This is a genomic window from Pseudomonas sp. CFBP13508 (assembly GCF_005233515.1).
In the GTDB taxonomy this organism is placed as follows: Bacteria; Pseudomonadota; Gammaproteobacteria; order Pseudomonadales; family Pseudomonadaceae; genus Aquipseudomonas; species Aquipseudomonas mercuritolerans.
Map to the genome: position 1 here is coordinate 38,588 of NZ_QFZZ01000015.1, position 20,948 is coordinate 59,535.

Below are 20,948 nucleotides of genomic sequence, written 5' to 3' on the forward strand. Positions count from 1 at the left end.
CTATTTCCCTGTGGGAGCGAGCCTGCTCGCGAAGACGGAATGTCATCCAGAGATGCTGTGACTGACATTCCGCTTTCGCGAGCAGGCTCGCTCCCACAAGGGATATGGGTTTAGCTTATAAACGAATTTATCGATGGATTACAGCGGATATTTGCGCTTTTTCATCGATTCAGCTCTGTTTAACCTTCACTCCATCGACTTACAACATTCTCGGATGGAGGCTACACACCATGTCCCGCGTTCTGATCATCGAAAGCAGTGCCCGCCAGCAAGACTCGGTTTCCCGTCAATTGACCCAGACCTTCATCGCTCAGTGGAAAGCCGCGCACCCTGCCGATCAGATCACCGTGCGTGACCTCGCCGCGAACCCGGTGCCGCATCTGGACACCAATTTGCTGGGTGGCTGGATGAAACCCGCCGAGCAGCGCAACGACAGCGAACAGGCGTCGCTGGACCGCTCCAACCTATTGACTGATGAGCTGCTTGCCGCCGACGTGCTGGTGCTGGCGGCACCGATGTACAACTTTGCGATCCCGAGCACGCTCAAGGCCTGGCTGGATCATGTGCTGCGCGCCGGGGTGACCTTCAAGTACACCGAAACCGGTCCGCAGGGGCTGCTCGGCGGCAAGCGCGCCTTTGTCCTGACCGCTCGCGGTGGTGTGTATGCCGGTGGCCCGGCGGATCATCAGGAACCGTACTTGCGCCAGGTGATGGGTTTCATCGGCATCAACGACGTGACCTTTATCCATGCAGAGGGCATGAACCTGGGCGGTGACTTCCAGGAGAAGGGCCTGAATCAGGCCAACGCCAAATTGTCTCAGGTCGCTTGATCGGTTAATCGCCAGATAATCGCTGGATGGTCTAGTGACCTGGCGCAACCCCTTCAAGGCTTTACGCGCATCGAACCTCCCTTTGCACTTTTGCTCCTGAGTGCTGTAGCCCGATTGAACGCTTTAGCGAGATCGGGCTTTTTTTTGTCTGCGATTTGACGAACAACACATGACTCCTTGTGGGAGCGAGCCTGCTCGCGAAAGCGGTGTATCAGAAAAGTATCAGCCGTCTGACACGCTGCCTTCGCGAGCAGGCTCGCTCCCACCGGTTATTTGTGTTTCCGGCTATTCGCAGTGAGCGGCAAAACCCGCTATCGTCGCCGCCATTCGATTTCGAGGCGAACATGGGCTATCTACTTTTTGTGACGCTGATCCAGGCGTTTTCTTTCAGTCTGATCGGCGAATACCTGGCCGGGCATGTCGACAGCTACTTCGCGGTGCTGGTGCGTGTGGTGCTGGCCGGGCTGGTGTTTATTCCGTTGACGCGCTGGCGTTCGGTGGAGCCGGCGTTCATGCGTGGCATGTTGCTGATCGGCGCGTTGCAGTTCGGGGTGACTTACGTCTGCCTGTACCTGAGCTTCCGCGTGCTGACGGTGCCGGAGGTTTTGCTGTTCACCATTCTTACACCGCTGCATGTGACGTTGATCGAAGACGCGCTGAACCGTCGCTTTAATCCGTGGGCATTGGTTGCTGCGCTGGTGGCGGTCGGCGGTGCGGCGGTGATTCGCTTCGACAGCATCAGTCCCGACTTCTTCATGGGCTTCCTGCTGCTGCAACTGGCCAACTTCACCTACGCCGCCGGGCAGGTCCTGTACAAGCATCTGGTGGCCAAGCATCCGAGCGATCTGCCGCATTACCGCCGCTTCGGTTATTTCTACCTTGGCGCATTGATGGTGGTGCTGCCGGCGTTTCTGCTGTTTGGCAAATCGAACTTTCTGCCTGAAGCGCCACTGCAATGGGCGGTGTTGCTGTTCCTCGGGCTGGTTTCGACGGCGCTGGGCCTGTACTGGTGGAACAAGGGCGCGTGCATGGTCAATGGCGGCACGCTGGCAGTGATGAATAACCTGCACGTGCCGGTGGGGTTGCTGTTGAATTTGCTGATCTGGAATCAACATGAGGAACTGGGGAGATTGTTCCTCGGCGGCAGTGTGATCTTGATGGCGGTGTGGATCAGCCGGTTGGGTATCAGGCGCACCGCATAACCCGTGCAGGAGCTGCCGAAGGCTGCGATCTTTTGATATTAAAAGTCAAAAGATCATCCGAACGCGGCCCGAGCCTTCGGCAGCTCCTACATGTGATTTGTGGGTTACATCAGGTGTTTCTCAGGCTCCGGAATACTCGCCGAGCCCAACACCGCCGGCAGCAACCCGGCGCGCAAATCCCCACCACTCGGCTGCTGATACAGGCTCAGCCCGAACTCCGGCAACACCGCCAGCAGGTAATCGAAAATATCCCCCTGAATCCGCTCGTAATCGGCCCACACCGTGGTGCGGGTGAAGCAGTAGATTTCCAGCGGAATGCCCTGCGCGGTGGTCTGCATCTGCCGGACCATGCAGGTCATGTTCGGCTGAATCTCCGGATGACTCTTCAGATACGCCAGCGCATAGGCGCGAAAGGTGCCGATGTTGGTCATGCGGCGGCGGTTGGCCGACATTGCCGCGACATTGCCTTGCGCTTCGTTCCAGGCCTTGAGCTCGGCTTTCTTGCGGCCCATGTAGTCGGTCAGCAGGTGCACCTGCGAGAGCTTTTCTTCCTCGTCGTCGCGGATGAAGCGCACGCCGCTGGCATCGATGAACAGGCTGCGTTTGATCCGCCGACCGCCGGACTGCTGCATGCCGCGCCAGTTCTTGAACGACTCGGACATCAGCCGCCAGGTCGGGATCGAGACGATCGTCTTGTCGAAGTTCTGCACCTTGACCGTGTGCAGCGTGATGTCGACCACGTCGCCATCGGCACCGACTTGCGGCATCTCGATCCAGTCGCCGACGCGCAACATGTCGTTGCTGGTCAGTTGCACGCTGGCGACGAACGACAGCAGGGTGTCCTTGTAGACCAACAGAATCACCGCCGACATCGCACCCAGACCCGACAGCAGCAACAGCGGCGAGCGGTCGATCAGGGTGGCGACGATGATGATCGCGCCGAACACGTACAAAACCATTTTCGCCAGTTGCACGTAGCCTTTGATCGAGCGTGTACGCGCATGCTCGGTGCGCGCGTAGATGTCGAGCAGGGCGTTGAGCAGGGCGCTGACCGCCAGCAGCAGGAACAGGATGGTGAACGCCAGCGCGACGTTGCCGAGAAAATTCATCGCGGTTTTGCTCAGCTCCGGCACCAGGTGCAGGCCGAACTGGATCACCAGCGACGGCGTCATCTGCGCCAGTCGTTGAAACACCTTGTTGTGGCGAAAATCGTTGATCCAGTGCAGCGCCGGTTGGCGGCCGAGCATGCGGCTGGCGTGCAGGATCAGGTAACGCGCCACCCGTCCGAGCACCAGCGCAATGACCAGCAGCACCAGCAGCGCCAGTCCCGATTGCAGAAGTGGGTGCTCTTCGAGCGTGCCCCAGAGGCCTTGGGCTTTGAGCCAGAGCTGTTTGATATCCATAAGCGGAACATTTCTTCTGTAAGACGCGAGGGCCGATTAGAGCATTTAAGACGCTGTGTATTGCAGCGAGTGACAAATCGGGCAACAAAAAAACCACTGATTGTCGCCGTTTGCACAAAGAAACTCGGCCTGAGCGCTCGAAACCGGTAACCTATGCAGCTGTTTTTTTGCATATCTTCGAGGTAGCACCCGTGTTTTCCCAATTCGCCCTGCACGAACGCCTGCTCAAAGCCGTGGCCGAGCTGAAATTTGTCGAGCCAACGCCAGTGCAAGCCGCGGCCATCCCGCTGGCGCTCCAGGGGCGTGATCTGCGGGTGACGGCGCAAACCGGTAGCGGCAAAACCGCCGCTTTCGTCCTGCCGATCCTCAATCGCCTGATCGGCCCGGCGAAGATCCGCGTCAGCATCAAGACGCTGATCCTGCTGCCGACCCGTGAACTGGCCCAGCAGACCTTGAAGGAAGTCGAACGCTTCTCGCAGTTCACCTTCATCAAGTCCGGCCTGATCACTGGCGGCGAAGACTTCAAGGTGCAGGCGGCAATGCTGCGCAAAGTGCCGGACATCCTCATCGGCACCCCGGGGCGGATGATCGAGCAGCTCAATGCCGGCAACCTCGACCTGAAAGAAGTCGAAGTGCTGGTGCTCGACGAAGCCGACCGCATGCTCGACATGGGTTTCGCCGAAGACGTGCAGCGTCTGGTCGATGAATGCCCGAACCGTCAGCAGACCATGCTGTTCTCCGCCACCACCGGCGGTTCCGGCCTGCGCGAGATGATCGCCAAGGTCCTGAACAACCCGGAGCACCTGCAGCTCAACGCCGTCAGCCAGCTCAACTCGACGACTCGTCAGCAAATCATCACCGCCGACCACAATCAGCACAAAGAGCAGATTGTGAACTGGCTGCTGGCCAACGAGACCTACCAGAAGGCCATTGTCTTCACCAATACCCGCGCCATGGCCGACCGCATTTACGGCCGCCTCGTGGCGCAGGAATACAAGGCGTTCGTGCTGCACGGTGAGAAAGACCAGAAGGATCGCAAACTGGCGATCGATCGTCTGAAGCAGGGCGGTGTGAAAATCCTCGTCGCGACCGACGTTGCGGCACGTGGTCTGGATGTAGATGGTCTGGATCTGGTGATCAACTTCGATATGCCACGCAGCGGCGACGAATACGTACACCGCATCGGTCGTACCGGCCGCGCCGGCAACGACGGTCTGGCGATCTCGCTGATCTGCCACGGCGACTGGAACCTGATGTCGAGCATCGAGCGCTACCTGAAGCAGAGCTTCGAGCGCCGCACCATCAAGGAAGTCAAAGGCACCTACGGCGGACCGAAAAAGGTCAAGGCCTCGGGCAAAGCCGTCGGCGTGAAAAAGAAAAAGACTGACGCCAAGGGCGACAAAAAGAAAACCGCCGCCAAGACGCCGACCAAGCGCAAGAGCGTCAACCGTCCAAAGCCGGATTCTCTGGTGAGCAGCGACGGCATGGCCCCGCTCAAGCGTCGCAAGCCAGCCGAGCCTGCGGCTGAGTAAGCTGTAGAACGCGCATAAAAAAACCGGACATTGTCCGGTTTTTTTTCGTCCTCAACTGTCGGCTTTTTTCTCCGCCGACCCCAGTTCCTTCAAACGCTGATCGATCAACTGGCACTTGTCCGGCAGATCGGCGCTGGCCGTGCCCAGATCCATGTTCTGCAACTCGGCGTTGATCTCCTTGGCCTTTTCCGGATTCTGCTCGGTGAGCTTGGAGACTTCCTTGGCCAGTTGTTCGCGTTTAATCGTCGCCTCTTCAGGCGTGCAGGCCCAGACGGGCAGGGCGCAGGCAAGGGTGGCGGCGAGGGACAGCTTGATCAGGGTTTTCATGGGCAGGCCTCAGTTCCGGTTAAGGCGGGTTAACCGGTTGAGGGCTGAAGCCTGGTAAAAGTTCAGAAACTGTGGGGCCAGGATTGTCCTCAATCGGCGTGGCAGCAACCCGACTTCGGCGCACCGTCATACCGATCATGATGCCGCACCCATTCCATGATCTCGTCTTCATTCCTGCCCTTGGGCGTCAGATCCAGATAGTGGTAAGCGCCAACCAGCATGTCCAGACCGCGCGCGTATGTGGAATAGGTGTGGAAAATCTCGCCTTCGTCATTGCGATAAAACACGCTCAGCCCCGGCATTTCTTCCTCGGCGCTGTCGTTTTTTTCGTAGTTGTAGGTAGCCTTTCCCGCCGCGACGTCCTCAGCCCGGGCGCAAACGCCGAAGTCGTAATTGAAATCGCAACCTTCTGACGAAACCCAGTCGAACTTCCAGCCCATGCGTTGTTTGAATGCCTGAAACTCGTCGAACGGCGCGTGGGAAACTGCGACAACTGCAACGTCGTGATGGGCCAGGTGCTGGTTGGCGCCGTCAATGTGGTCGCTGAGGAACGAGCAGCCCTGGCAGCCTTGCTCCCAGCCTTTGGCGAACATGAAATGGTAGATGATCAACTGGCTGTTGTTGCCAAACAGGTCGTTGAGCTTGAGCTCGCCGTTCGGCCCTTGAAAATGATAGTCCTTGTCGACTTTTACCCACGGCAGGGCGCGGCGCTCGGCGCTGAGGCGATCGCGTTCCCGGGTGAAGGCTTTTTCGCGGGCCAGATGCTGCTGACGGGCGGCGAGCCATTCTTCGCGTGATACCACCGGATGGTTTGTAACGTTCATGACGATGTCTCCTGCGGGTTGAACCGGCTGTTTCAGCCTAGTCGTTCGACGTGCGAGGGAATCGACAGCCGCCGGTCGGTCGGGTCCGGAAATACTGCTGAACGGCTGCGCAGCGCTTCGGTCACAACCTTGAAAGCGGCACAAAATCACCCGCACCGGAGGTTGGATCAGGATGACGACTTATAACTGGGATTTGATTGAACGTTTGCTGCATGAAGTGCAGAACAGCGCTGGCCACAGCTTCGCCCCCCGCGCTTATGCCGAAGACCATGCGGCCGAGAAAGCCAGCGCCGGCGAGCCGATCGACAATCTCGATCACTTGAAAACCCTGGCCTGTGATTATGAAAAGCTCTTGCTGGAGCGCGGATTCATCGAGCCGCGGCCGGATCACGAGGGCAGTACTGGCAACAACTTCATTCTGACCCCGCGCGGCTCCAGCCTGCTGAGCCTGATCGACAGCAGCATCCCCGGCAACGACCATCCGCGTCAGGTGCTGGATGAGCAGGAGGATGCGCTGGATGAGGTGACGTTTGATGAAGTCGCCTCAAAGGCTCAAATCGCCTGAGCCAGCGAAATCCCCCTGTGGGAGCGAGCCTGCTCGCGAATACGGTCTGTCGGTGACATTGAACTGTCTGATACACCGCTTTCGCGAGCAGGCTCGCTCCCACATTGGATTCCAGTGATTTCAAGGTTTCTGCGCGGCCTTCAGGCACTTCAGGTCATTGAAGTCCTTGCGCACGCCCTCGATTTTCTTCAGCAAGCGCTCACGCTGCTGCGGCGTGCTCTCGGCCATCAAGTCGACAAACAGCGATCGTGCCTGCGCTTCAGTATTGGCGTAGGCCTTGCGGTAATCCGCTGTCCATAAGCGCTCGCGGTTGACCAGAAGTGTCTCGATGCGTTGTGGGAATTCGGGGCTTTGGCGTTGCGCAACGGCGGCGCTGAACTGTTGCTGCCAGTGCGCGCGGTTGGCGATCCATTGGGTGTTCTGGTCGCCCAAGGCATTGGTCCAGGCCACGACGCGTTGTTTCTGTGTATCACTGAGTGGGCCTAGCCAATCGTTCAGGCGTTTTTCCATGCGCTCGCCGCGTTCCTTGATCTGCTGAGCCAGCGGCGGTTTCACGTATTCCTGCTGACGTTTGCGCAAATCCTTGGCGAACGCTTCGTTCATTTCTGCCACCTGTTTATCGTCCAGTCCTTGCAGCAGCTCGATGGCCGAAGGGGTGATTTCCCGGGCGGTTTCGGCGATGGCCTGTTTGGCTTCGGCGGTGCGCTCCTGCAGAGCGGCGTCGCTGACCTGATTGCTCTGGACCATGGCCTGCAAACGGTCCAGCCAGTCAAGGTAACCGGGTAACTGCGTGGTGCAGTGCCAGCTCAGGTGTTCCTTGAGCCGTTCGCTGAACCAGTCTTTCTGCTCGCCGTTCATGTCCACGTAATCGCTGAGCGACCACGGGATAATCACGTCGAGGTTGCGGTAGGCCAGGCCCACGCGGCTGCAAGCGCCGAGGGCGAGAGTGAAGATCAACAGGGCGGCAATCTGTTTGAACCAGCGAGACATGGGCAAATCCTTGCGAGAGCCTGGCGTCGGAAATCTGATTCTTATGTGATGCAGGATGCGCGCGGCAGTTCAGCCGATCAATAGAACGTGCGTACGGCCTTGAGGGTGACGAGGCCGTCGCACTCGCTGTTGTGGCCGGAATAGGCCGAGCAATCGTTGCCGCTGAGGCTGGAATTGCTGTAGATCAGATCGAGATCGACACCCATGAACGGCCGCGACAGTTTCACCGACCAATCGGTGAAACTGCTGACATAACCACCGTCGACCGCCACCGGCGTGTTCAGTTGGTGAGTGGTGTACTTCATGCTCACGCCAATGCCGAACGGTTGATTGCCAGTGAGGTCGGCAAACAAGGTGTTGTTCTGTTTATCCGGGTCGTTGCTCAGGGCAATGCCGAAGCGACTGCCGAGCAGAGTCAGGCCACCAAACAGCTCCTGGCTGTCGAGGGTGTCCACGCGTGGGTAGCTGTAATGGATCATTCCGACTTCATAGCCGAGCACCTGATCGAACGGTTGCTTGAAGCCGACGTAGGAGTCGATCTCGAGGTTCTTGCCCGGGCTGATGCCCATGCTCGGCGCGTACTGGCCGAAATACACGCCGCTGTCGTGACTCAGATCGAGGCCGCCGTGGAACGAACCGACCGCCGCCGGTTTGACCAGACCCTGGGCCATGCTGCGGCTAGGCGTGGTGCCAAGCTTGAGATCGAAGTCACCCAGTTCACCCTGAAAAACCTGCGCGTGCGCGGTCGCGCCTGACAGCAGGCTGACAAACAATAAACAGGGAAATGGGCGCATGCGTCACTCCATGAACCGCGAGCGCAGGGCGAGGGCCTGCTGAAACGCTTGATCTAGACGCGTGCAAGGATACCGGCGAATACCCGGCATTGATGGCCGTTCGTCGATTTTCAGGGATTTTTGTTTAAAACGAAGAGGGATTGCGCGGTGCCTGTCCAGGCGCTTCGAAGCTCAAAGCGCCTATGGACGGGGTGAAACCGGTATTACTTCTTGCCCAGGCTGATCTGCTTGGACGGGCCGAATGTCTGGCCACTGACGCCTTTGGCAATTTGCTGGATCTCGCCGCCGGACTTGAGGAATGCTGCGATCTGATCGTTGATCGATTCGCTGGTTTCAACGGCTGGAGCTGGCTTTGCTTTGCTGGTGGATGCTTTTACACGCATGGCGGCCATTAACCTTTAGAAAAGTAACTCGGCCAGGCATCGTACAGGAATAACTTGACAATAGCTTGGTAAATATCCCCCGGATTAACCAACCGCAACGCTGCATTATTGCCGCCCCGTCACTTGTATTCAGCAGCTAACCTGCTGTTTTAAATAAGAACATTTAATGGATGTGAGGCAAATGAACGCAGCCATGAAGCGCTTGTCCGGACTGACGAGCGGCACCCCACCGAGCCATGACCAAGAAAATCAACACGTTGAAGCACATTTCCCGGTGCGAGGATCTGTCGCCCGACGTTGGCGGCAAAAACGGGTAGAATGCCGCCCACGTATTGAGGGTTTCGGAAATGGCTTTAGTCGGGCGTTACAACAGTTTGCAAGTGGTTAAACACACTAACTTCGGTTTATATCTGGACGGCGGTGCCGACGGCGAAATTCTTTTGCCCAACCGTTATATCCCTAAAGATATTCCCAGCGAAGATGAAGACTGGCTCAACGTATTCATCTATCTGGACAGCGAAGACAAACTTCTCGCCACCACGGAAAAACCGAAAGTTCAGGTCGGCGAATTTGCCAGCCTGAAAGTGGTTGAAGTCAACAGCATCGGCGTGTTCCTCGACTGGGGTCTGCCGAAAGATCTGTTGCTGCCGTACTCGGAAGAAAAGCGCCAGATGACCGCTGGCGAATACTGCGTGGTGCACGTCTACCTCGACAAACACACGCGCCGCATCACCGCCACCGCGCGCCTCGATCGTTACCTGGACAAGACCCCGGCTACTTACAGCCCGGGCCAGGAAGTCGATCTGCTGGTAGCCGAAGCCACCGACATGGGCTTCAAAGCGATCATCAACAACAAGCACTGGGGCCTGATCCACAAGAACGAGATCTTCAAGTTCATGCGTTCGGGCATGCGCGAGAAAGGCTTCATCAAGGAAGTGCGCGCCGACGGCAAGATCAGCCTGAGCCTGCAACCGGTTGGCCAGGAAGCGGCCAGCAGCCTGAGTTCGAAGATCCTCGGCAAGTTGCGCGAAAACGACGGCACCCTGGCGGTCAGTGACAAGAGTGATCCGGCACTGATCAGCAGCCTGTTCGGCGTCAGCAAGGGCAACTTCAAGAAAGCCATCGGCTCACTGTACAAGGAAGGCAAGATCGTCATTCACGCCGATCGCATTGAACTAACCTGACTCCCCGCAGGCCCATGGTAGGAGCTGCCGAAGGCTGCGATCTGTTGATCTTGATCTTGAAAAAACAGATCAAAAGATCGCAGCCTCCGGCAGCTCCTACATTAGAAGGAAGGGCAAATGAAAAAGGCGCTGATCGCTTACGTCGCTACGTTGCTGACGTTTCTGCTGCTCGACGGCATCTGGCTCGGGCTGCTGATGGCGCCGACCTATCGCGAACTGCTCGGTTCGCTGATGCTGGATAAACCGCTGCTGTTGCCCGCAGCGGTTTTTTATTGCCTGTACGTTATTGGCTGCGTGGTGTTTGTCGTGTTGCCGGCGCTGAGCTGGCAGAGGGCGGCGAAGTTGGGTGCGCTGTTGGGACTGGTGGCCTACGGCACCTATGACCTGACCAATTGGGCGACCTTGCGCGATTGGTCGATGCAGGTGAGTTTGATGGATTGGGCGTGGGGGACAGTGGCGACAGCGGTTGCCTGCACGGTGGGTTATTTGATGGCGAAGCGATTCACGTGAGCTGATTCGGCAGTTGTGTTGGCAATGCTGGCCTCTTCGCGAGCAGGCTCGCTCCCACGTGTTCACCGAACCCTCTGTGGGAGCGAGCCTGCTCGCGAATGACGGCGCAGCCGTCAACCATTCAGCGCTGACGCCACTGACCAACTTAATGTCTTTTCCAGACGGCTTTTTTCGCGCGACTGATTGATAATCCCCGACACTGTTTTCTGACCATTGGATGGCCTGCCATGTTGTGTGTGTTCGAGGTGTTGCGGTGAGTGCCGAGCGGCGCAATGCCGACGGTTTTGCCCTGCAAGTGATGATCGGCCTGTGCCTGATCTGGGGTGTGCAGCAAGTCCTGATCAAGTGGGCGGCAACGGACATCGCGCCGGTGATGCAAGCGGCGGGGCGCTCGGGGATTTCTGCGTTGCTGGTCGGTTTGCTGATCTGCTGGAAGGGCGGTTGGGATCAGGTCGGCAGCACCTGGCGCGGCGGCTTGTTGGCCGGTGCGCTGTTTGGTCTGGAGTTCCTGTTCATCGCCGAAGGCCTGCAACTGACCACCGCCGCGCATATGTCGGTGTTCTTGTATACCGCGCCGATCTTCACCGCACTCGGCGTGCATTTCCTGCTCGCCAGCGAGCGTTTGCGCCCGTTGCAATGGCTGGGGATTCTGCTGGCGTTCATCGGCATCGCGATTGCCTTCGCCGGCGGTGTGTCGTGGGACAACCTCGACCGCCGCATGCTGCTGGGCGATGCCCTCGGCGTATTGGCCGGCGCCTGTTGGGGCGCGACCACCGTGGTGGTGCGCGCCTCGCGACTGTCGGAAGCGCCGGTGACATTGACCCTGTTTTATCAGCTGATGGTCGGTTTCATCGGTCTGCTGTTGATCGCGTTGTTCAGCGGCCAGATCACCCACGTCAGCCTGACTACCGTGGCGGTGGCCAGTGTGCTGTTCCAAGGGCTGGTGGTGTCGTTCTTCAGCTACCTGGTTTGGTTCTGGCTGCTGCGCCGTTATCTGGCGGCCAACCTTGCGGTGTTCTCGTTCATGACGCCGTTGTTCGGCGTGACCTTCGGCGTGCTGCTGCTCGGCGAACAGTTGAGCCTGAACTTCGTCATCGGCGCCGTGCTGGTGCTGCTCGGCATCACTTTCGTCAGCGCCGAACAGTGGCTGCGTCGGCGTTTGCGCAAGGCGCTGGGCCAGTAGCCCAGGCCTGCATCGCCAGCGCGCCGGCCAGCAGCAGGCCGGCACCGGCGATCAGCAGCGCTGGCTGCAAACCGCCGCTGAAATGGCTGCTCAGCGCCGCCAGCAGCGGGCCGCTCAGTTGGCCGACAGCGAAGCACGCCGTGAGCATCCCGGCGTTGCGCTGAGTGTCGTGGGGCGCCAGCTCTCGCGAACGCTGCATGACCAGTTGCATGCAGGCCAGAAACGGCGTGCCGCAGAGGATCACCCCCAACGCCAGGCCGACGCCGCTGCCCAGCAGACAGGCGAGCACTCCGGCCGCTTGCAGCCACAACGTCGCCATCAGCCAGTGCCGCGTGGTCTCGGGATCATGTCGGCGCAGACTCACCAACCACACACCGATTGCCGCGCCGAGGCCAAAGCACGGCCAGAACAGATCCGCCTGCCACTGGCCGTGAAACTGCGCGTTGGCCATCTGCGACAGGAACGTTGCCGGAATGATGTAGCCGATGCCGTACAGCGCATATACCAGCGCCAGCCGGGCAATGCCGCGATTCGCTGGGTTCACATGGGTTGTTGCTGGCCCCGCTAACACCGTGGGCTGCGGCAACAACCGCCAGACGCCGAGCATCATCAGCAACGCGGCGGCTGCGTAAATCAGCCACAGGGTTGCCGATGTCTGCTGCAAGCGATGTGAGACCAGCGCCAGCAAGCCTGTGAGAAAAATCCCCAGACCCGGTCCGGCAAAAACCAGAGCACCCCAGCGCGGTCGATTCGCCGCCGCCGCCAGCGGCTGACTAAGCGAAGTAATCATCACCAGCACCCAGGCACTCGCCACGCCGGTACCAAAGCGCAACAGCAAGTGCGACCAGAAACCGTTGGCCCAGAACGACGCCAGGGTCAGCAGCACGCACAGCCATAGCCCGCCATGCAGGCGATGCTGCACCTGCTGCGGCCGCTGGGCGAACATCGCATCCACGGCACCGAGCAGATAGCCGAAGTAGTTGGCGGCTGCAATCAGACCGGCGGCGGTGAGGTCGATCTGCCCTTCGCTGAGCAGGTGCGGCATCTGAGGTGTCAGGGCGAAACGGCCAATGCCCATGGCCATCATCAGGGCAACGAAACAGGCGGATAAACGGATCAGTGGCGACATGGTCGGGCTTCCTTCAAAGGAGCAATGACCGTCAGGCTAGGATCGATTGACTTTCTTTAAAATTGAATAATAGTGAGTAACTTGTTCTGTTCAGGAGAAGGTAGTGGAATTCAGCCAACTGCGGATATTTCAGGCGGTCGCCGAAGAAGGCTCGATCACCCGCGCTGCCGAGCGCCTGCATCGCGTGCCGTCGAATCTGTCGACGCGCCTGAAACAGCTTGAGGAGCAACTGGGCGTTGAGCTGTTCGTACGCGAACGGCAGCGCTTGCAGCTGTCGCCGGCGGGCAAGGTTTTGCTCGATTACACCGGCAAACTTTTCGCTCTGCGCGATCAGGCCAGTGCGGCGGTGATGGGCGGGCAACCGGCCGGCGACTTCGTGCTGGGCACCATGTACAGCACGGCGGCGATCCATCTGCCGGCGTTGCTGGCGCGTTATCACAAGCAATACCCGATGGTGAATTTGCAGGTGCAATCGGCGCCGACCGGCGAACTGCTCGAAGGGTTGCTCACCGGCCGCCTCGACGCGGCGTTGGTCGACGGACCGCTGGAGTTGGCCGGGCTCGATGGCGTGCCGCTGTGCGAAGAACGCCTGGTGCTGATCACCGAAATCGACCATCCACCGGTGCACAGCGCGCGGGATGTCGAGGGGCGCTCGGTATTCACCTTCCGTCAGGGCTGTTCCTATCGCATGCGTCTGGAAGCGTGGTTCTCTCACTACCACGCGGCGATGGGCCGGCCGATGGAGATCGAGTCGTATCAGGGCATGCTCGCCTGTGTGATTGCCGGCAGTGGTGTGGCGTTGATGGCCGAGTCGATGCTGGCCAGCCTGCCGGGTCGTGAAAGCGTCGCCGTGCATCCGTTGGCCGAGCCGTTCGCGGGTGCGACAACATGGCTCATGTGGCGCAAGGGCATGGCCGGGGCCAACCTGAATGCCTGGATCGACGTGCAGCAAGCGGTCTATCCCGTGGCTTTGCATGAAGTGCGTGAAACAGCGTGAACCAATCGCAACAGATTCTGTTCAATTCAGTAACAGATCATTGCGGATTTGACCGAGCATTGCGTAGGACTTCGGACTATTATCAGTGCGAAGCGGCCTCAGAATTCCGGCCGCTCAGCACCACCCTGAAGGGGGCATGACGATGAAAGAGAAAATCCAGAACTGGCTGCACGATTTGGGAGTTGCCCTCGGTTTGATCGAACCGCCTCTGCAACCGGTACCGATTCGCACGGACGACGAACAGCGCCGACGCCAGCCACGTCGCCGTTAATACCTGCGATCAGAGATTTCAAGATCGCAGCCGTCGGCAGTTTCTACAAAGTGTAGGAGCTGCCGAAGGCTGCGATCTTTTGCTTTTCGCCAAGCGAAAAAGACGGGTGTGGCCACCGACGCCACACCCGCTGAAGAAAACGTCAAGTCGTTACAGCCGATTCACACCGCCGTTGCCACGGTCGCCGGGCGCGGCGAGAACAGGCTGACCAGTATAAAGCTCACCAGACTGACACCCAGGCTGTAATAGATCGGCGAGTTCGCGTCCATGCCGTCCTTGACCATGAACACCAGCGCCGTGATAAAGCCCAGCGTCATCGCGCTGATCGCCCCGGCGGTAGTCGCACGCTTCCAGAAAATCGCGCCCATCAGCGGAATCAGCATGCCGCCGACCAAGAGGTTGTAAGCCAGGGTCAGCGCGCTGATCACGTCATTGACGACCAGAGCAATGCCCAACACCGCGATCCCCGTCAGCAGCGTAAACAGACGGCTGACCGCGACGTTGGATTGTTTGCCGCCGCGCAGTTTCGGCAGCAGGTCTTCGGTCAGGGTGGTGGACGCGGCGAGCAGGCCGGCGCTGGCGGTGGACATCATAGCCGCCAGTGCGGCAGCGATCACCAGGCCACGGATGCCGTCAGGCAGCGAGACTTTGACGATGGCGGCAAAAGCGTTGTTGACGTTATCCAGATCCGGAATCAGCACATGCGCAGCCATGCCGATCAAGGCGCAGACCAGGCCGTAGATGATGCAGTAGATCCCGGCCGAGGTGCCGGCGTACTTGGCGACTTTTTCGCTTTTGGCGGTGAACACCCGCTGCCAGATGTCCTGGCCGATCAGGATGCCGAAGAAGTAGATCATGAAGTAGGTGATGATCGTGTCCCAGCCGATGCTGGTGAAGTTGAAGCTGGCCGCCGGCAGTTGCGCGACCAGTTGATCCCAGCCGCCTACGCGGTACAGGCAGATCGGCAGCAGCAGGAACATCAGGCCCACCGTCTGGATGCCGAACTGGACGATGTCCGTCAGGGTCAGCGACCACATGCCGCCGATCGTTGAGTAAATCACCACGATACCGCCGCCGAGCAGTACGGAAATCCAGAAGGGCAGACCGAACAACACTTGCAGCACGGTGCCGATCGCCAGGATCGAGGTCACGCCGATCATCAGCGCGTAAGCGAGCATGATCGTCGCACTGGCGGTGCGCGCCATCGGGTTGTAGCGCTTCTCCAGGACCTGGGTAACGGTGAACACCTTGAGTTTCAGCAAGGGCTTGGCGAGGAACAGGTTCAGCGCGACGATGCCGCAGCCCAGTGCCGCGCACAGCCAGAACCCGGAGATGCCATGCACGTAACCCAGACGGACCGTGCCGACGGTGGACGCGCCGCCGAGGACGGTCGCTGCCATGGTGCCCATGTACAGCGACGGCCCCAGGTTACGCCCGGCAACCAGATAGTCTTCGTGGGTCTTGGCCTTGCGCATGCCGTAGTAGCCGAGAATCAGCATCGCAGCGGCATAAATGAGTACGACGAATAAATCCAAAGCCATGATGGCGTGTCTCCGATTGTCTTTTTTATGGTCAAGCAAATGGGGTCTGCAAGGCTTCCTGTGGGAGCGAGCCTGCTCGCGAAGGCGGTCTGTCAGTCACATCAACGTTGGATGTGCTGAAGTCTTCGCGAGCAGGCTCGCTCCCACAGGGTTTTGCGTTTATTCAGGCGGCCTGACGTAGTTCGGGTTTTATGGCGGCTTCGCTGCGCACATCCGTTGGCCCAAACACTTCCCTAGGTTCGGGGAACAGGCGCAGCAGCGTCAGATACACCACCGACGCCAGGCCCAACGTCACCGGCAAGCTGATGTCGATGCCGCCGGCCAGTTCGCCCAGCGGGCCGACGAACTGCCCCGGCAGGTTGACGAAGCACAGGCCGACCAGTGCGCTGGGAATCCACGCCCCCAGACCGCGCCAGTTCCAGCCATGGTTGAACCAGTAGCGTCCGCCCTGTTCGCCGCGGGTGAACACTTGCAGGTCATCCGGGCAGTAGAAGCCGCGCCGCACCAGCAGGCCGATGATCATGATCACCATCCACGGGGTGGTGCAGGTGATGATCAGCACGGCGAAGGTCGACACGCTTTGCACCAGGTTCGCCGCAAAACGGCCGATGAAGATGAAGGCGATCGACAGCACGCCAATCAGCAGGGTCGCTTTGACCCGGGAGAGCACGCGCGGAAACACGCTGGACATGTCCAGCCCGGTGCCATACAGCGACGTGGTGCCGGTGGACATGCCGCCGATCACCGCAATCAGGCACACCGGCAGGAAGAACCAGCTCGGCGACACGGCCAGCAAGCCGCCGACATAGTTGTTCGCGGCGATGTAGTCCGGTGCCTTGATCGCGACGATGGTCGCGGTGGCGAGGCCGAACAGGAACGGGATCAACGTTGCCAGTTGCGCGGCGATCACCGCCAGCATGATCCGGCCCTTCGGCGTCTCACGCGGGATGTAGCGCGACCAGTCGCCGAGGAACGCACCGAAGGAAATCGGGTTGCTCATCGCCACCAGTGCAGCGCCGATGAATGCTGCCCAGAACCCGGCCTGACCCAGCGCCACGCTGCCGGCGTACTGGCTGTCGAAAGCAGGGGCGAAGGCGAAGATGCCGAGCAGGAACAACAGGCTCGCGGCCCACACGGCGATGCGGTTGACCCACAGCATGATGCGGAAACCGTAGATGCACACGGTCAGCACCAGCAGCGCGAACAGACCGTAGGCTAGGCCCAGGGTCAGGTCGGTTTCCGGCAGATCAACGAGGCGTTTGGCACCGCCGACCAGCGCATCACCCGAGCTCCACACTGACAGCGAGAAGAACGCGATTGCCGTCAGCAACGACAGGAACGAGCCGACAATCCGCCCGTGCACGCCGAAGTGCGCACCGGAAGACACAGCGTTGTTGGTGCCGTTGAGCGGGCCGAACAGGCCCATCGGTGCGAGGATCAGCGCACCGACCACCACACCCAGCACAATCGCCCAGACACCCGCCTGAAACGACAGGCCGAACAGCACCGGGAAACTGCCGAGCACAGCGGTGGCAAACGTATTGGCGCCGCCGAAGATCAAGCGAAACAAGTCGCTGGGTCGGGCGTCGCGCTCATGATCCGGGATCTGTTCGACCCCGTTTGTTTCGATGCTGCTAAGGCTTTTTTCGTTGTTGTTGTTATTCATGATCTGCTCCGATCATCAGGCGCGCTCATCGTGCGTGAGCGTCACCATTGGCTAAGGGGGTGGCAGCCCTTCCGGCATTGCGGACAAATGTTCGTGACAGGCCAGCCATAGGCCTTGTTGTTCTAGGCTCGACGTTTGTCTTCTGAAAACAATCGTCTCGCGCTCCTGGCTGAAGTGTTGCTCCCCTTGCATGCGCAGCTCGGTGGCCACGTCATGGATGAAAACCGCCACGTCACCCTGCAGGCTGACAAAGGCGTTGCTCGAGGTGCACGACAGCACCTCGAAACCCTCCTCGGCGCGCCAGCGGTCCCACAACGCCTGATAGGCATCGCGCGACAGCAACGGCTGGTCGAGGGTGTAGAAAACGAAGCTGGCATCGGTGCTGAATGCGCCGAAGTAAGCTTCGCGATCGTTACGCGCAAACGCGGCGACCAACTCGGCGGCCGCGTGCAAAACCTGATCACGTGCGTGCATGACCCGACCCTCAGCGATGAACCACGCCAGGCAGTACGCAGAGCATTTCGTACAGCAGGTTGGCGGCCAGCAGCGAGGTGTTGCCGGTGGTGTCGTAAGCGGGCGAGACTTCTACCAGATCGCAACCGATCAGGTCGAGGCCCTGACAGCCACGGACGATTTCGATCGCCTGAATGGTGGTCAGGCCGCCTATTTCCGGGGTGCCGGTGCCGGGCGCCCAGGCCGGGTCGATGCCGTCGATGTCGAAACTCAGATACACCGGACCGCCACCGACCTTCTCGCGCACTTCCGCCATCAACGGCGCCAGCGACTTGTGCCAGCACTCTTCGGCTTGAACGACGCGGAAGCCCTGATCGCGGCTCCAGTTGAAGTCGTCGGCGGTGTAGCCCTGGGCACGCAAACCGATCTGCACCACGCGATCGCAATCGAGCAGACCTTCTTCGACGGCACGACGGAACGTGGTGCCGTGGGCGATCTTCTCGCCGAACATGTGGTCGTTGACGTCAGCGTGGGCATCGATGTGCACCAGGCCAACCTTGCCGTGCTTTTTATGGATTGCGCGCAGGATCGGCAGGGTGATGGTGTGGTCGCCGCCCAGGGTCATCGGGATGACGTTGTGCTCGAGGATGTTGTCGTAGGCTTCTTCGATGATGCGCACGGCGTCGAGCAGGTTGAAGGTGTTGATCGCCACGTCACCGATGTCGGCCACCGACAGCGAGTCGAACGGCGCGGCGCCGGTGGCCATGTTGTACGGGCGGATCATCACCGATTCGGTGCGGATGTCGCGCGGCCCGAAGCGGGTGCCGGGGCGCAGCGAAGTGCCGATGTCCAGCGGCACGCCCACGAAGGCAGCGTCGAGGCCGGCAGCGGTCGGTACATGGGGAAGTCGGAGCATGGTGGCGATGCCGCCGAAGCGCGGCATTTCATTGCCGCCCAGTGGTTGGTGAAGAATCTTGTCCACGGGTAGGGCCTCATCGTCTTTGTTTTATTTATCCCGGCGCGCCGTTGAGCACAGGTTCGGACGCCGCTGTGGGGCCGATCATGCGAAATGTAGTGACGGGGAAGAATCGCTACGGGCAAAAACTTAGTTCAGATTTTTCTAAACTAATGGCGGCGCTGAGATTAGACTTTGTCGGATTCGAATAGTGTGTTCGGCTGGGGATTGTTGCCCTCACCCCAGCCCTCTCCCAGAGGGAGAGGGGGCCGACCGAGTTGTTGGCGGAATCTGCATCGACCTGAAAGATCGAGTCGAACTCAGGATTTGAAAGCCATGGAGATCAGCTCCCTCTCCCTCGGAAAGAGGTGGCCGACCGAGTTGTTGGCGGAATCTGCATCGACCTGAAAGATCGAGTCGAACTCAGGATTTGAAAGCCATGGAGATCAGCTCCCTCTCCCTCGGAAAGAGGTGGCCGACCGAGTTGTTGGCGGAATCTGCATTGACCTGAAAGATCGAGTCGAACTCAGGATTTGAAAGCCATGGAGATCAGCTCCCTCTCCCACGGGGAGAGGGCTGGGGTGAGGGGCTTTTCCCACAGACACACAGTTGCAAAGCCCGGAGTAGACATGGCCAACGCTTTACCCGACCTGAAACTCCTGCGCATCTTCGTCAGCGTCGTGCGCCATCAGGGTTTCGCCAACGCGCAGCAGGAACTCAACCTGTCGACCTCGGCGATCAGCACCTACATGAGCCAGCTCGAAGCCGCGCTTGGTCTGGTGCTGTGCCATCGCGGGCGCGGCGGGTTCAGCCTGACCAGCAAGGGCGAGCTGTTCCATCAGGAAACCCTGCGCCTGCTCGCCGAGCTTGAAGGCTTCGAGCAATATGCCGCCGCGCTCAAGGGCGAACTGCGCGGCACGCTCAATCTCGGGGTGATCGATTCCACGGTCAGCGACAAGGCCCTGCCGTTTGCTGAAGCCATCGGCGCCTACAGCCAGGAACACCCGGCGGTGCATTTGCACCTGTCAGTGATGAGCCCTTATGAATTGCAGCTCGGCGTGCAGGACAATCGCCTCGATCTGGCGATCGGTGCGTTTTCCACGCGCATGAGCGGTCTGGTCTACATGCCGCTGTACCGCGAGCAGCACTGGCTGTATTGCAGCAGTCGCCATCCACTGTTCAACGAACGGCGCATTCCCGAGCAGGTCATCACCCAGCAACGGATGGTCGGGCGCGGGTACTGGAGTCAGGCGGAACTGGCCCGGCACGGTTTCAAACACAGCGCCGCGACTGTGGAAAGTATGGAAGCGCAGCTGATTCTGGTGCTCTCCGGCGCGTACATCGGTTATCTGCCGGAGCACTACGCGCAGGCCTGGGCCGACAAGGGCGATCTGCGCGTTCTGCTGCCGGCAACCTTCGGTTATCAGGCGCCGTTTTCGATGATCATGCGCAGGGGCCGCAGCCGCGAGCCGCTGATCCAGACCTTCCGCGATTTGCTCAAAGCGCAATTGAATCAGGCGTAACCCATCATGTCCCGAGCCCAATGCCCGCGCTGCCTGCGCCCCCAGACCCATTGCCTGTGCCCATTGATTCCGCATCTTGATAGCCGCACCCGAGTCTTGCTGCTGCAGCATCCGAGCGAGGTCAGTCACGCGCTCAATACCGCGCGCTTGGCTGCGCTGGGGCTGAGCAATGCCGAGCTGATTGTGGGTGAGGTGTTCGAGGATTTGCCGACGCTGTTGAACCAGCCGGGTTATCAGGCGCGCTTGCTGTTCCCGGCTGAGGATGCGCAGCCGTTGCAGGTTTACGTGCCAAATGATCAGCCAATGTTGCTGGTCGTCCCGGACGGCACCTGGCGCAAAGCGCGCAAGATGCTGCACCTCAATCCGCTGCTGGCAGCACTGCCACGGGTGACCCTGGCCGAGGGCGGTGTGTCGCGCTATCGCTTGCGCAAGGCACCGGGGCCGGGGGCGCTATCGACGATCGAGGCGATCGTGCAGGCGCTGGAAACCCTCGAAGCGCCGACGACGTTTGCGCCGTTGCTCAAGCCGTTTGAAGCGCTGATCGAAGGGCAGATTGCGGCGATGGGGGAGGAGGTTTTTCAGCGTAACCATGGCGACAGATGATCATTGTCTGTGCGGGCCTCTTCGCGAGCAGGCTCGCTCCCGCAGGGGAACGCATTCCAATTGTGGGAGCGAGCCTGCTCGCG

At 59.9% G+C, this 20,948-nt stretch carries 22 protein-coding genes; 11 read left to right on the forward strand and 11 right to left on the reverse strand.

Annotation, left to right across the window (positions count from 1 at the left end; translation table 11 throughout):
- Window positions 1-230: 230 nt before the first annotated feature.
- Entirely contained in the window at window positions 231-830 is a 600-nt protein-coding gene (locus tag PspCFBP13508_RS26715) for an FMN-dependent NADH-azoreductase (protein WP_137216234.1), read from the forward strand.
- A 344-nt stretch (window positions 831-1,174) separates the two neighbouring features.
- A complete protein-coding gene (locus PspCFBP13508_RS26720) occupies window positions 1,175-2,032 on the forward strand; it encodes a carboxylate/amino acid/amine transporter (RefSeq protein WP_137216235.1) in 858 nt (285 codons plus the stop codon).
- A gap of 104 nt (window positions 2,033-2,136) precedes the next feature.
- Here PspCFBP13508_RS26720 and PspCFBP13508_RS26725 read toward each other — a convergent pair whose 3' ends face one another.
- Window positions 2,137-3,435: a mechanosensitive ion channel family protein gene (locus tag PspCFBP13508_RS26725; RefSeq protein WP_056783642.1), complete on the reverse strand. Its 1,299-nt coding sequence runs from the start codon at window positions 3,433-3,435 to the stop codon at window positions 2,137-2,139.
- A gap of 191 nt (window positions 3,436-3,626) precedes the next feature.
- Here PspCFBP13508_RS26725 and PspCFBP13508_RS26730 point away from each other — a divergent pair, with 191 nt between their 5' ends.
- Window positions 3,627-4,967, forward strand: coding sequence for a DEAD/DEAH box helicase (locus tag PspCFBP13508_RS26730; RefSeq protein ID WP_024012040.1), 1,341 nt, complete (start codon window positions 3,627-3,629; stop codon window positions 4,965-4,967).
- Window positions 4,968-5,018: 51 nt separating this feature from the next.
- Here the strand turns inward: PspCFBP13508_RS26730 and PspCFBP13508_RS26735 are convergent, their stop codons facing one another.
- A complete protein-coding gene (locus PspCFBP13508_RS26735; protein ID WP_130912745.1) occupies window positions 5,019-5,294 on the reverse strand; it encodes a hypothetical protein in 276 nt (91 codons plus the stop codon).
- 89 nt (window positions 5,295-5,383) lie between these two features.
- On the reverse strand, window positions 5,384-6,118 hold the full coding sequence (locus PspCFBP13508_RS26740; protein ID WP_137216236.1) for a thioredoxin family protein: 735 nt from the start codon (window positions 6,116-6,118) through the stop codon (window positions 5,384-5,386).
- Between the two features lie 172 nt (window positions 6,119-6,290).
- Between PspCFBP13508_RS26740 and PspCFBP13508_RS26745 the strand changes: the two genes are divergently transcribed.
- A complete protein-coding gene (locus PspCFBP13508_RS26745; RefSeq protein WP_056783658.1) occupies window positions 6,291-6,683 on the forward strand; it encodes a hypothetical protein in 393 nt (130 codons plus the stop codon).
- 120 nt (window positions 6,684-6,803) lie between these two features.
- On the opposite strand, the gene PspCFBP13508_RS26750 is transcribed toward PspCFBP13508_RS26745, so the two are convergent.
- From PspCFBP13508_RS26750 to PspCFBP13508_RS26760, 3 genes are all read right to left on the reverse strand, one after another.
- The gene (locus tag PspCFBP13508_RS26750) at window positions 6,804-7,673 is read right to left on the reverse strand and encodes a DUF6279 family lipoprotein (RefSeq protein ID WP_133335321.1); all 870 of its coding nucleotides are present in this window, start codon (window positions 7,671-7,673) and stop codon (window positions 6,804-6,806) included.
- Between the two features lie 77 nt (window positions 7,674-7,750).
- Entirely contained in the window at window positions 7,751-8,467 is a 717-nt protein-coding gene (locus PspCFBP13508_RS26755; protein ID WP_130912742.1) for a TorF family putative porin, read from the reverse strand.
- Between the two features lie 203 nt (window positions 8,468-8,670).
- Entirely contained in the window at window positions 8,671-8,859 is a 189-nt protein-coding gene (locus PspCFBP13508_RS26760) for a hypothetical protein (RefSeq protein ID WP_016985943.1), read from the reverse strand.
- 338 nt (window positions 8,860-9,197) lie between these two features.
- Between PspCFBP13508_RS26760 and PspCFBP13508_RS26765 the strand changes: the two genes are divergently transcribed.
- The 3 genes from PspCFBP13508_RS26765 to PspCFBP13508_RS26775 all read left to right on the forward strand — a co-directional run bounded on the left by PspCFBP13508_RS26765 (window position 9,198) and on the right by PspCFBP13508_RS26775 (window position 11,727).
- On the forward strand, window positions 9,198-10,034 hold the full coding sequence (locus tag PspCFBP13508_RS26765; protein WP_016771157.1) for a S1-like domain-containing RNA-binding protein: 837 nt from the start codon (window positions 9,198-9,200) through the stop codon (window positions 10,032-10,034).
- A 117-nt stretch (window positions 10,035-10,151) separates the two neighbouring features.
- Window positions 10,152-10,544 (forward strand): DUF2177 family protein, encoded by a 393-nt coding sequence (locus tag PspCFBP13508_RS26770; RefSeq protein ID WP_137216237.1) that lies wholly within the window; start codon window positions 10,152-10,154, stop codon window positions 10,542-10,544.
- A gap of 253 nt (window positions 10,545-10,797) precedes the next feature.
- Complete coding sequence (locus PspCFBP13508_RS26775) at window positions 10,798-11,727, forward strand: DMT family transporter (protein ID WP_130912059.1); 930 nt, start codon at window positions 10,798-10,800, stop codon at window positions 11,725-11,727.
- Here the strand turns inward: PspCFBP13508_RS26775 and PspCFBP13508_RS26780 are convergent.
- Window positions 11,675-12,856 carry an MFS transporter gene (locus PspCFBP13508_RS26780; protein WP_137216238.1) on the reverse strand — a complete coding sequence of 394 codons (1,182 nt, stop codon included), beginning with the start codon at window positions 12,854-12,856 and terminating at the stop codon, window positions 11,675-11,677. The genes PspCFBP13508_RS26775 and PspCFBP13508_RS26780 overlap by 53 nt on opposite strands.
- A 103-nt stretch (window positions 12,857-12,959) precedes the next feature.
- On the opposite strand from PspCFBP13508_RS26780, the gene PspCFBP13508_RS26785 reads away from it, so the two are divergent.
- Entirely contained in the window at window positions 12,960-13,853 is an 894-nt protein-coding gene (locus PspCFBP13508_RS26785) for a LysR family transcriptional regulator (protein ID WP_076566500.1), read from the forward strand.
- A 142-nt stretch (window positions 13,854-13,995) separates the two neighbouring features.
- Window positions 13,996-14,124 carry a PA1414 family protein gene (locus PspCFBP13508_RS27780; RefSeq protein WP_003184145.1) on the forward strand — a complete coding sequence of 43 codons (129 nt, stop codon included), beginning with the start codon at window positions 13,996-13,998 and terminating at the stop codon, window positions 14,122-14,124.
- 161 nt (window positions 14,125-14,285) lie between these two features.
- Here the strand turns inward: PspCFBP13508_RS27780 and PspCFBP13508_RS26790 are convergent, their stop codons facing one another.
- From PspCFBP13508_RS26790 to speB, 4 genes are all read right to left on the reverse strand, one after another.
- Complete coding sequence (locus PspCFBP13508_RS26790; protein WP_137216239.1) at window positions 14,286-15,665, reverse strand: sodium:solute symporter; 1,380 nt, start codon at window positions 15,663-15,665, stop codon at window positions 14,286-14,288.
- Between the two features lie 163 nt (window positions 15,666-15,828).
- The gene (locus PspCFBP13508_RS26795) at window positions 15,829-17,331 is read right to left on the reverse strand and encodes a cytosine permease (RefSeq protein WP_076566505.1); all 1,503 of its coding nucleotides are present in this window, start codon (window positions 17,329-17,331) and stop codon (window positions 15,829-15,831) included.
- A 51-nt stretch (window positions 17,332-17,382) separates the two neighbouring features.
- The gene (locus PspCFBP13508_RS26800) at window positions 17,383-17,805 is read right to left on the reverse strand and encodes a nuclear transport factor 2 family protein (RefSeq protein ID WP_130912062.1); all 423 of its coding nucleotides are present in this window, start codon (window positions 17,803-17,805) and stop codon (window positions 17,383-17,385) included.
- A 10-nt stretch (window positions 17,806-17,815) separates the two neighbouring features.
- Window positions 17,816-18,766: an agmatinase gene (speB, locus tag PspCFBP13508_RS26805; protein ID WP_003222717.1), complete on the reverse strand. Its 951-nt coding sequence runs from the start codon at window positions 18,764-18,766 to the stop codon at window positions 17,816-17,818.
- A 602-nt stretch (window positions 18,767-19,368) separates the two neighbouring features.
- Here speB and PspCFBP13508_RS26810 point away from each other — a divergent pair.
- Together PspCFBP13508_RS26810 and PspCFBP13508_RS26815 are read left to right on the forward strand one after the other, a co-directional pair.
- The gene (locus PspCFBP13508_RS26810; RefSeq protein WP_007956593.1) at window positions 19,369-20,262 is read left to right on the forward strand and encodes a LysR family transcriptional regulator; all 894 of its coding nucleotides are present in this window, start codon (window positions 19,369-19,371) and stop codon (window positions 20,260-20,262) included.
- 6 nt (window positions 20,263-20,268) lie between these two features.
- Window positions 20,269-20,865: a DTW domain-containing protein gene (locus PspCFBP13508_RS26815; protein ID WP_137216240.1), complete on the forward strand. Its 597-nt coding sequence runs from the start codon at window positions 20,269-20,271 to the stop codon at window positions 20,863-20,865.
- Window positions 20,866-20,948: the final 83 nt, after the last annotated feature.

Bases quoted from the DNA above. Each gene is read 5' to 3' on its own strand.
- PspCFBP13508_RS26780 (WP_137216238.1), bottom strand. From the start codon at position 12,856: ATGTCGCCACTGATCCGTTTATCCGCCTGTTTCGTTGCCCTGATGATG.
- PspCFBP13508_RS27780 (WP_003184145.1), top strand. From the start codon at position 13,996: ATGAAAGAGAAAATCCAGAACTGGCTGCACGATTTGGGAGTTGCCCTC.
- PspCFBP13508_RS26760 (WP_016985943.1), bottom strand. From the start codon at position 8,859: ATGGCCGCCATGCGTGTAAAAGCATCCACCAGCAAAGCAAAGCCAGCT.
- PspCFBP13508_RS26735 (WP_130912745.1), bottom strand. From the start codon at position 5,294: ATGAAAACCCTGATCAAGCTGTCCCTCGCCGCCACCCTTGCCTGCGCC.
- PspCFBP13508_RS26795 (WP_076566505.1), bottom strand. From the start codon at position 17,331: ATGAATAACAACAACAACGAAAAAAGCCTTAGCAGCATCGAAACAAAC.
- PspCFBP13508_RS26755 (WP_130912742.1), bottom strand. From the start codon at position 8,467: ATGCGCCCATTTCCCTGTTTATTGTTTGTCAGCCTGCTGTCAGGCGCG.
- PspCFBP13508_RS26790 (WP_137216239.1), bottom strand. From the start codon at position 15,665: ATGGCTTTGGATTTATTCGTCGTACTCATTTATGCCGCTGCGATGCTG.
- PspCFBP13508_RS26725 (WP_056783642.1), bottom strand. From the start codon at position 3,435: ATGGATATCAAACAGCTCTGGCTCAAAGCCCAAGGCCTCTGGGGCACG.
- PspCFBP13508_RS26745 (WP_056783658.1), top strand. From the start codon at position 6,291: ATGACGACTTATAACTGGGATTTGATTGAACGTTTGCTGCATGAAGTG.
- PspCFBP13508_RS26770 (WP_137216237.1), top strand. From the start codon at position 10,152: ATGAAAAAGGCGCTGATCGCTTACGTCGCTACGTTGCTGACGTTTCTG.
- PspCFBP13508_RS26720 (WP_137216235.1), top strand. From the start codon at position 1,175: ATGGGCTATCTACTTTTTGTGACGCTGATCCAGGCGTTTTCTTTCAGT.
- PspCFBP13508_RS26815 (WP_137216240.1), top strand. From the start codon at position 20,269: ATGTCCCGAGCCCAATGCCCGCGCTGCCTGCGCCCCCAGACCCATTGC.
- PspCFBP13508_RS26740 (WP_137216236.1), bottom strand. From the start codon at position 6,118: ATGAACGTTACAAACCATCCGGTGGTATCACGCGAAGAATGGCTCGCC.
- PspCFBP13508_RS26810 (WP_007956593.1), top strand. From the start codon at position 19,369: ATGGCCAACGCTTTACCCGACCTGAAACTCCTGCGCATCTTCGTCAGC.
- PspCFBP13508_RS26800 (WP_130912062.1), bottom strand. From the start codon at position 17,805: ATGCACGCACGTGATCAGGTTTTGCACGCGGCCGCCGAGTTGGTCGCC.
- PspCFBP13508_RS26715 (WP_137216234.1), top strand. From the start codon at position 231: ATGTCCCGCGTTCTGATCATCGAAAGCAGTGCCCGCCAGCAAGACTCG.
- PspCFBP13508_RS26750 (WP_133335321.1), bottom strand. From the start codon at position 7,673: ATGTCTCGCTGGTTCAAACAGATTGCCGCCCTGTTGATCTTCACTCTC.
- PspCFBP13508_RS26765 (WP_016771157.1), top strand. From the start codon at position 9,198: ATGGCTTTAGTCGGGCGTTACAACAGTTTGCAAGTGGTTAAACACACT.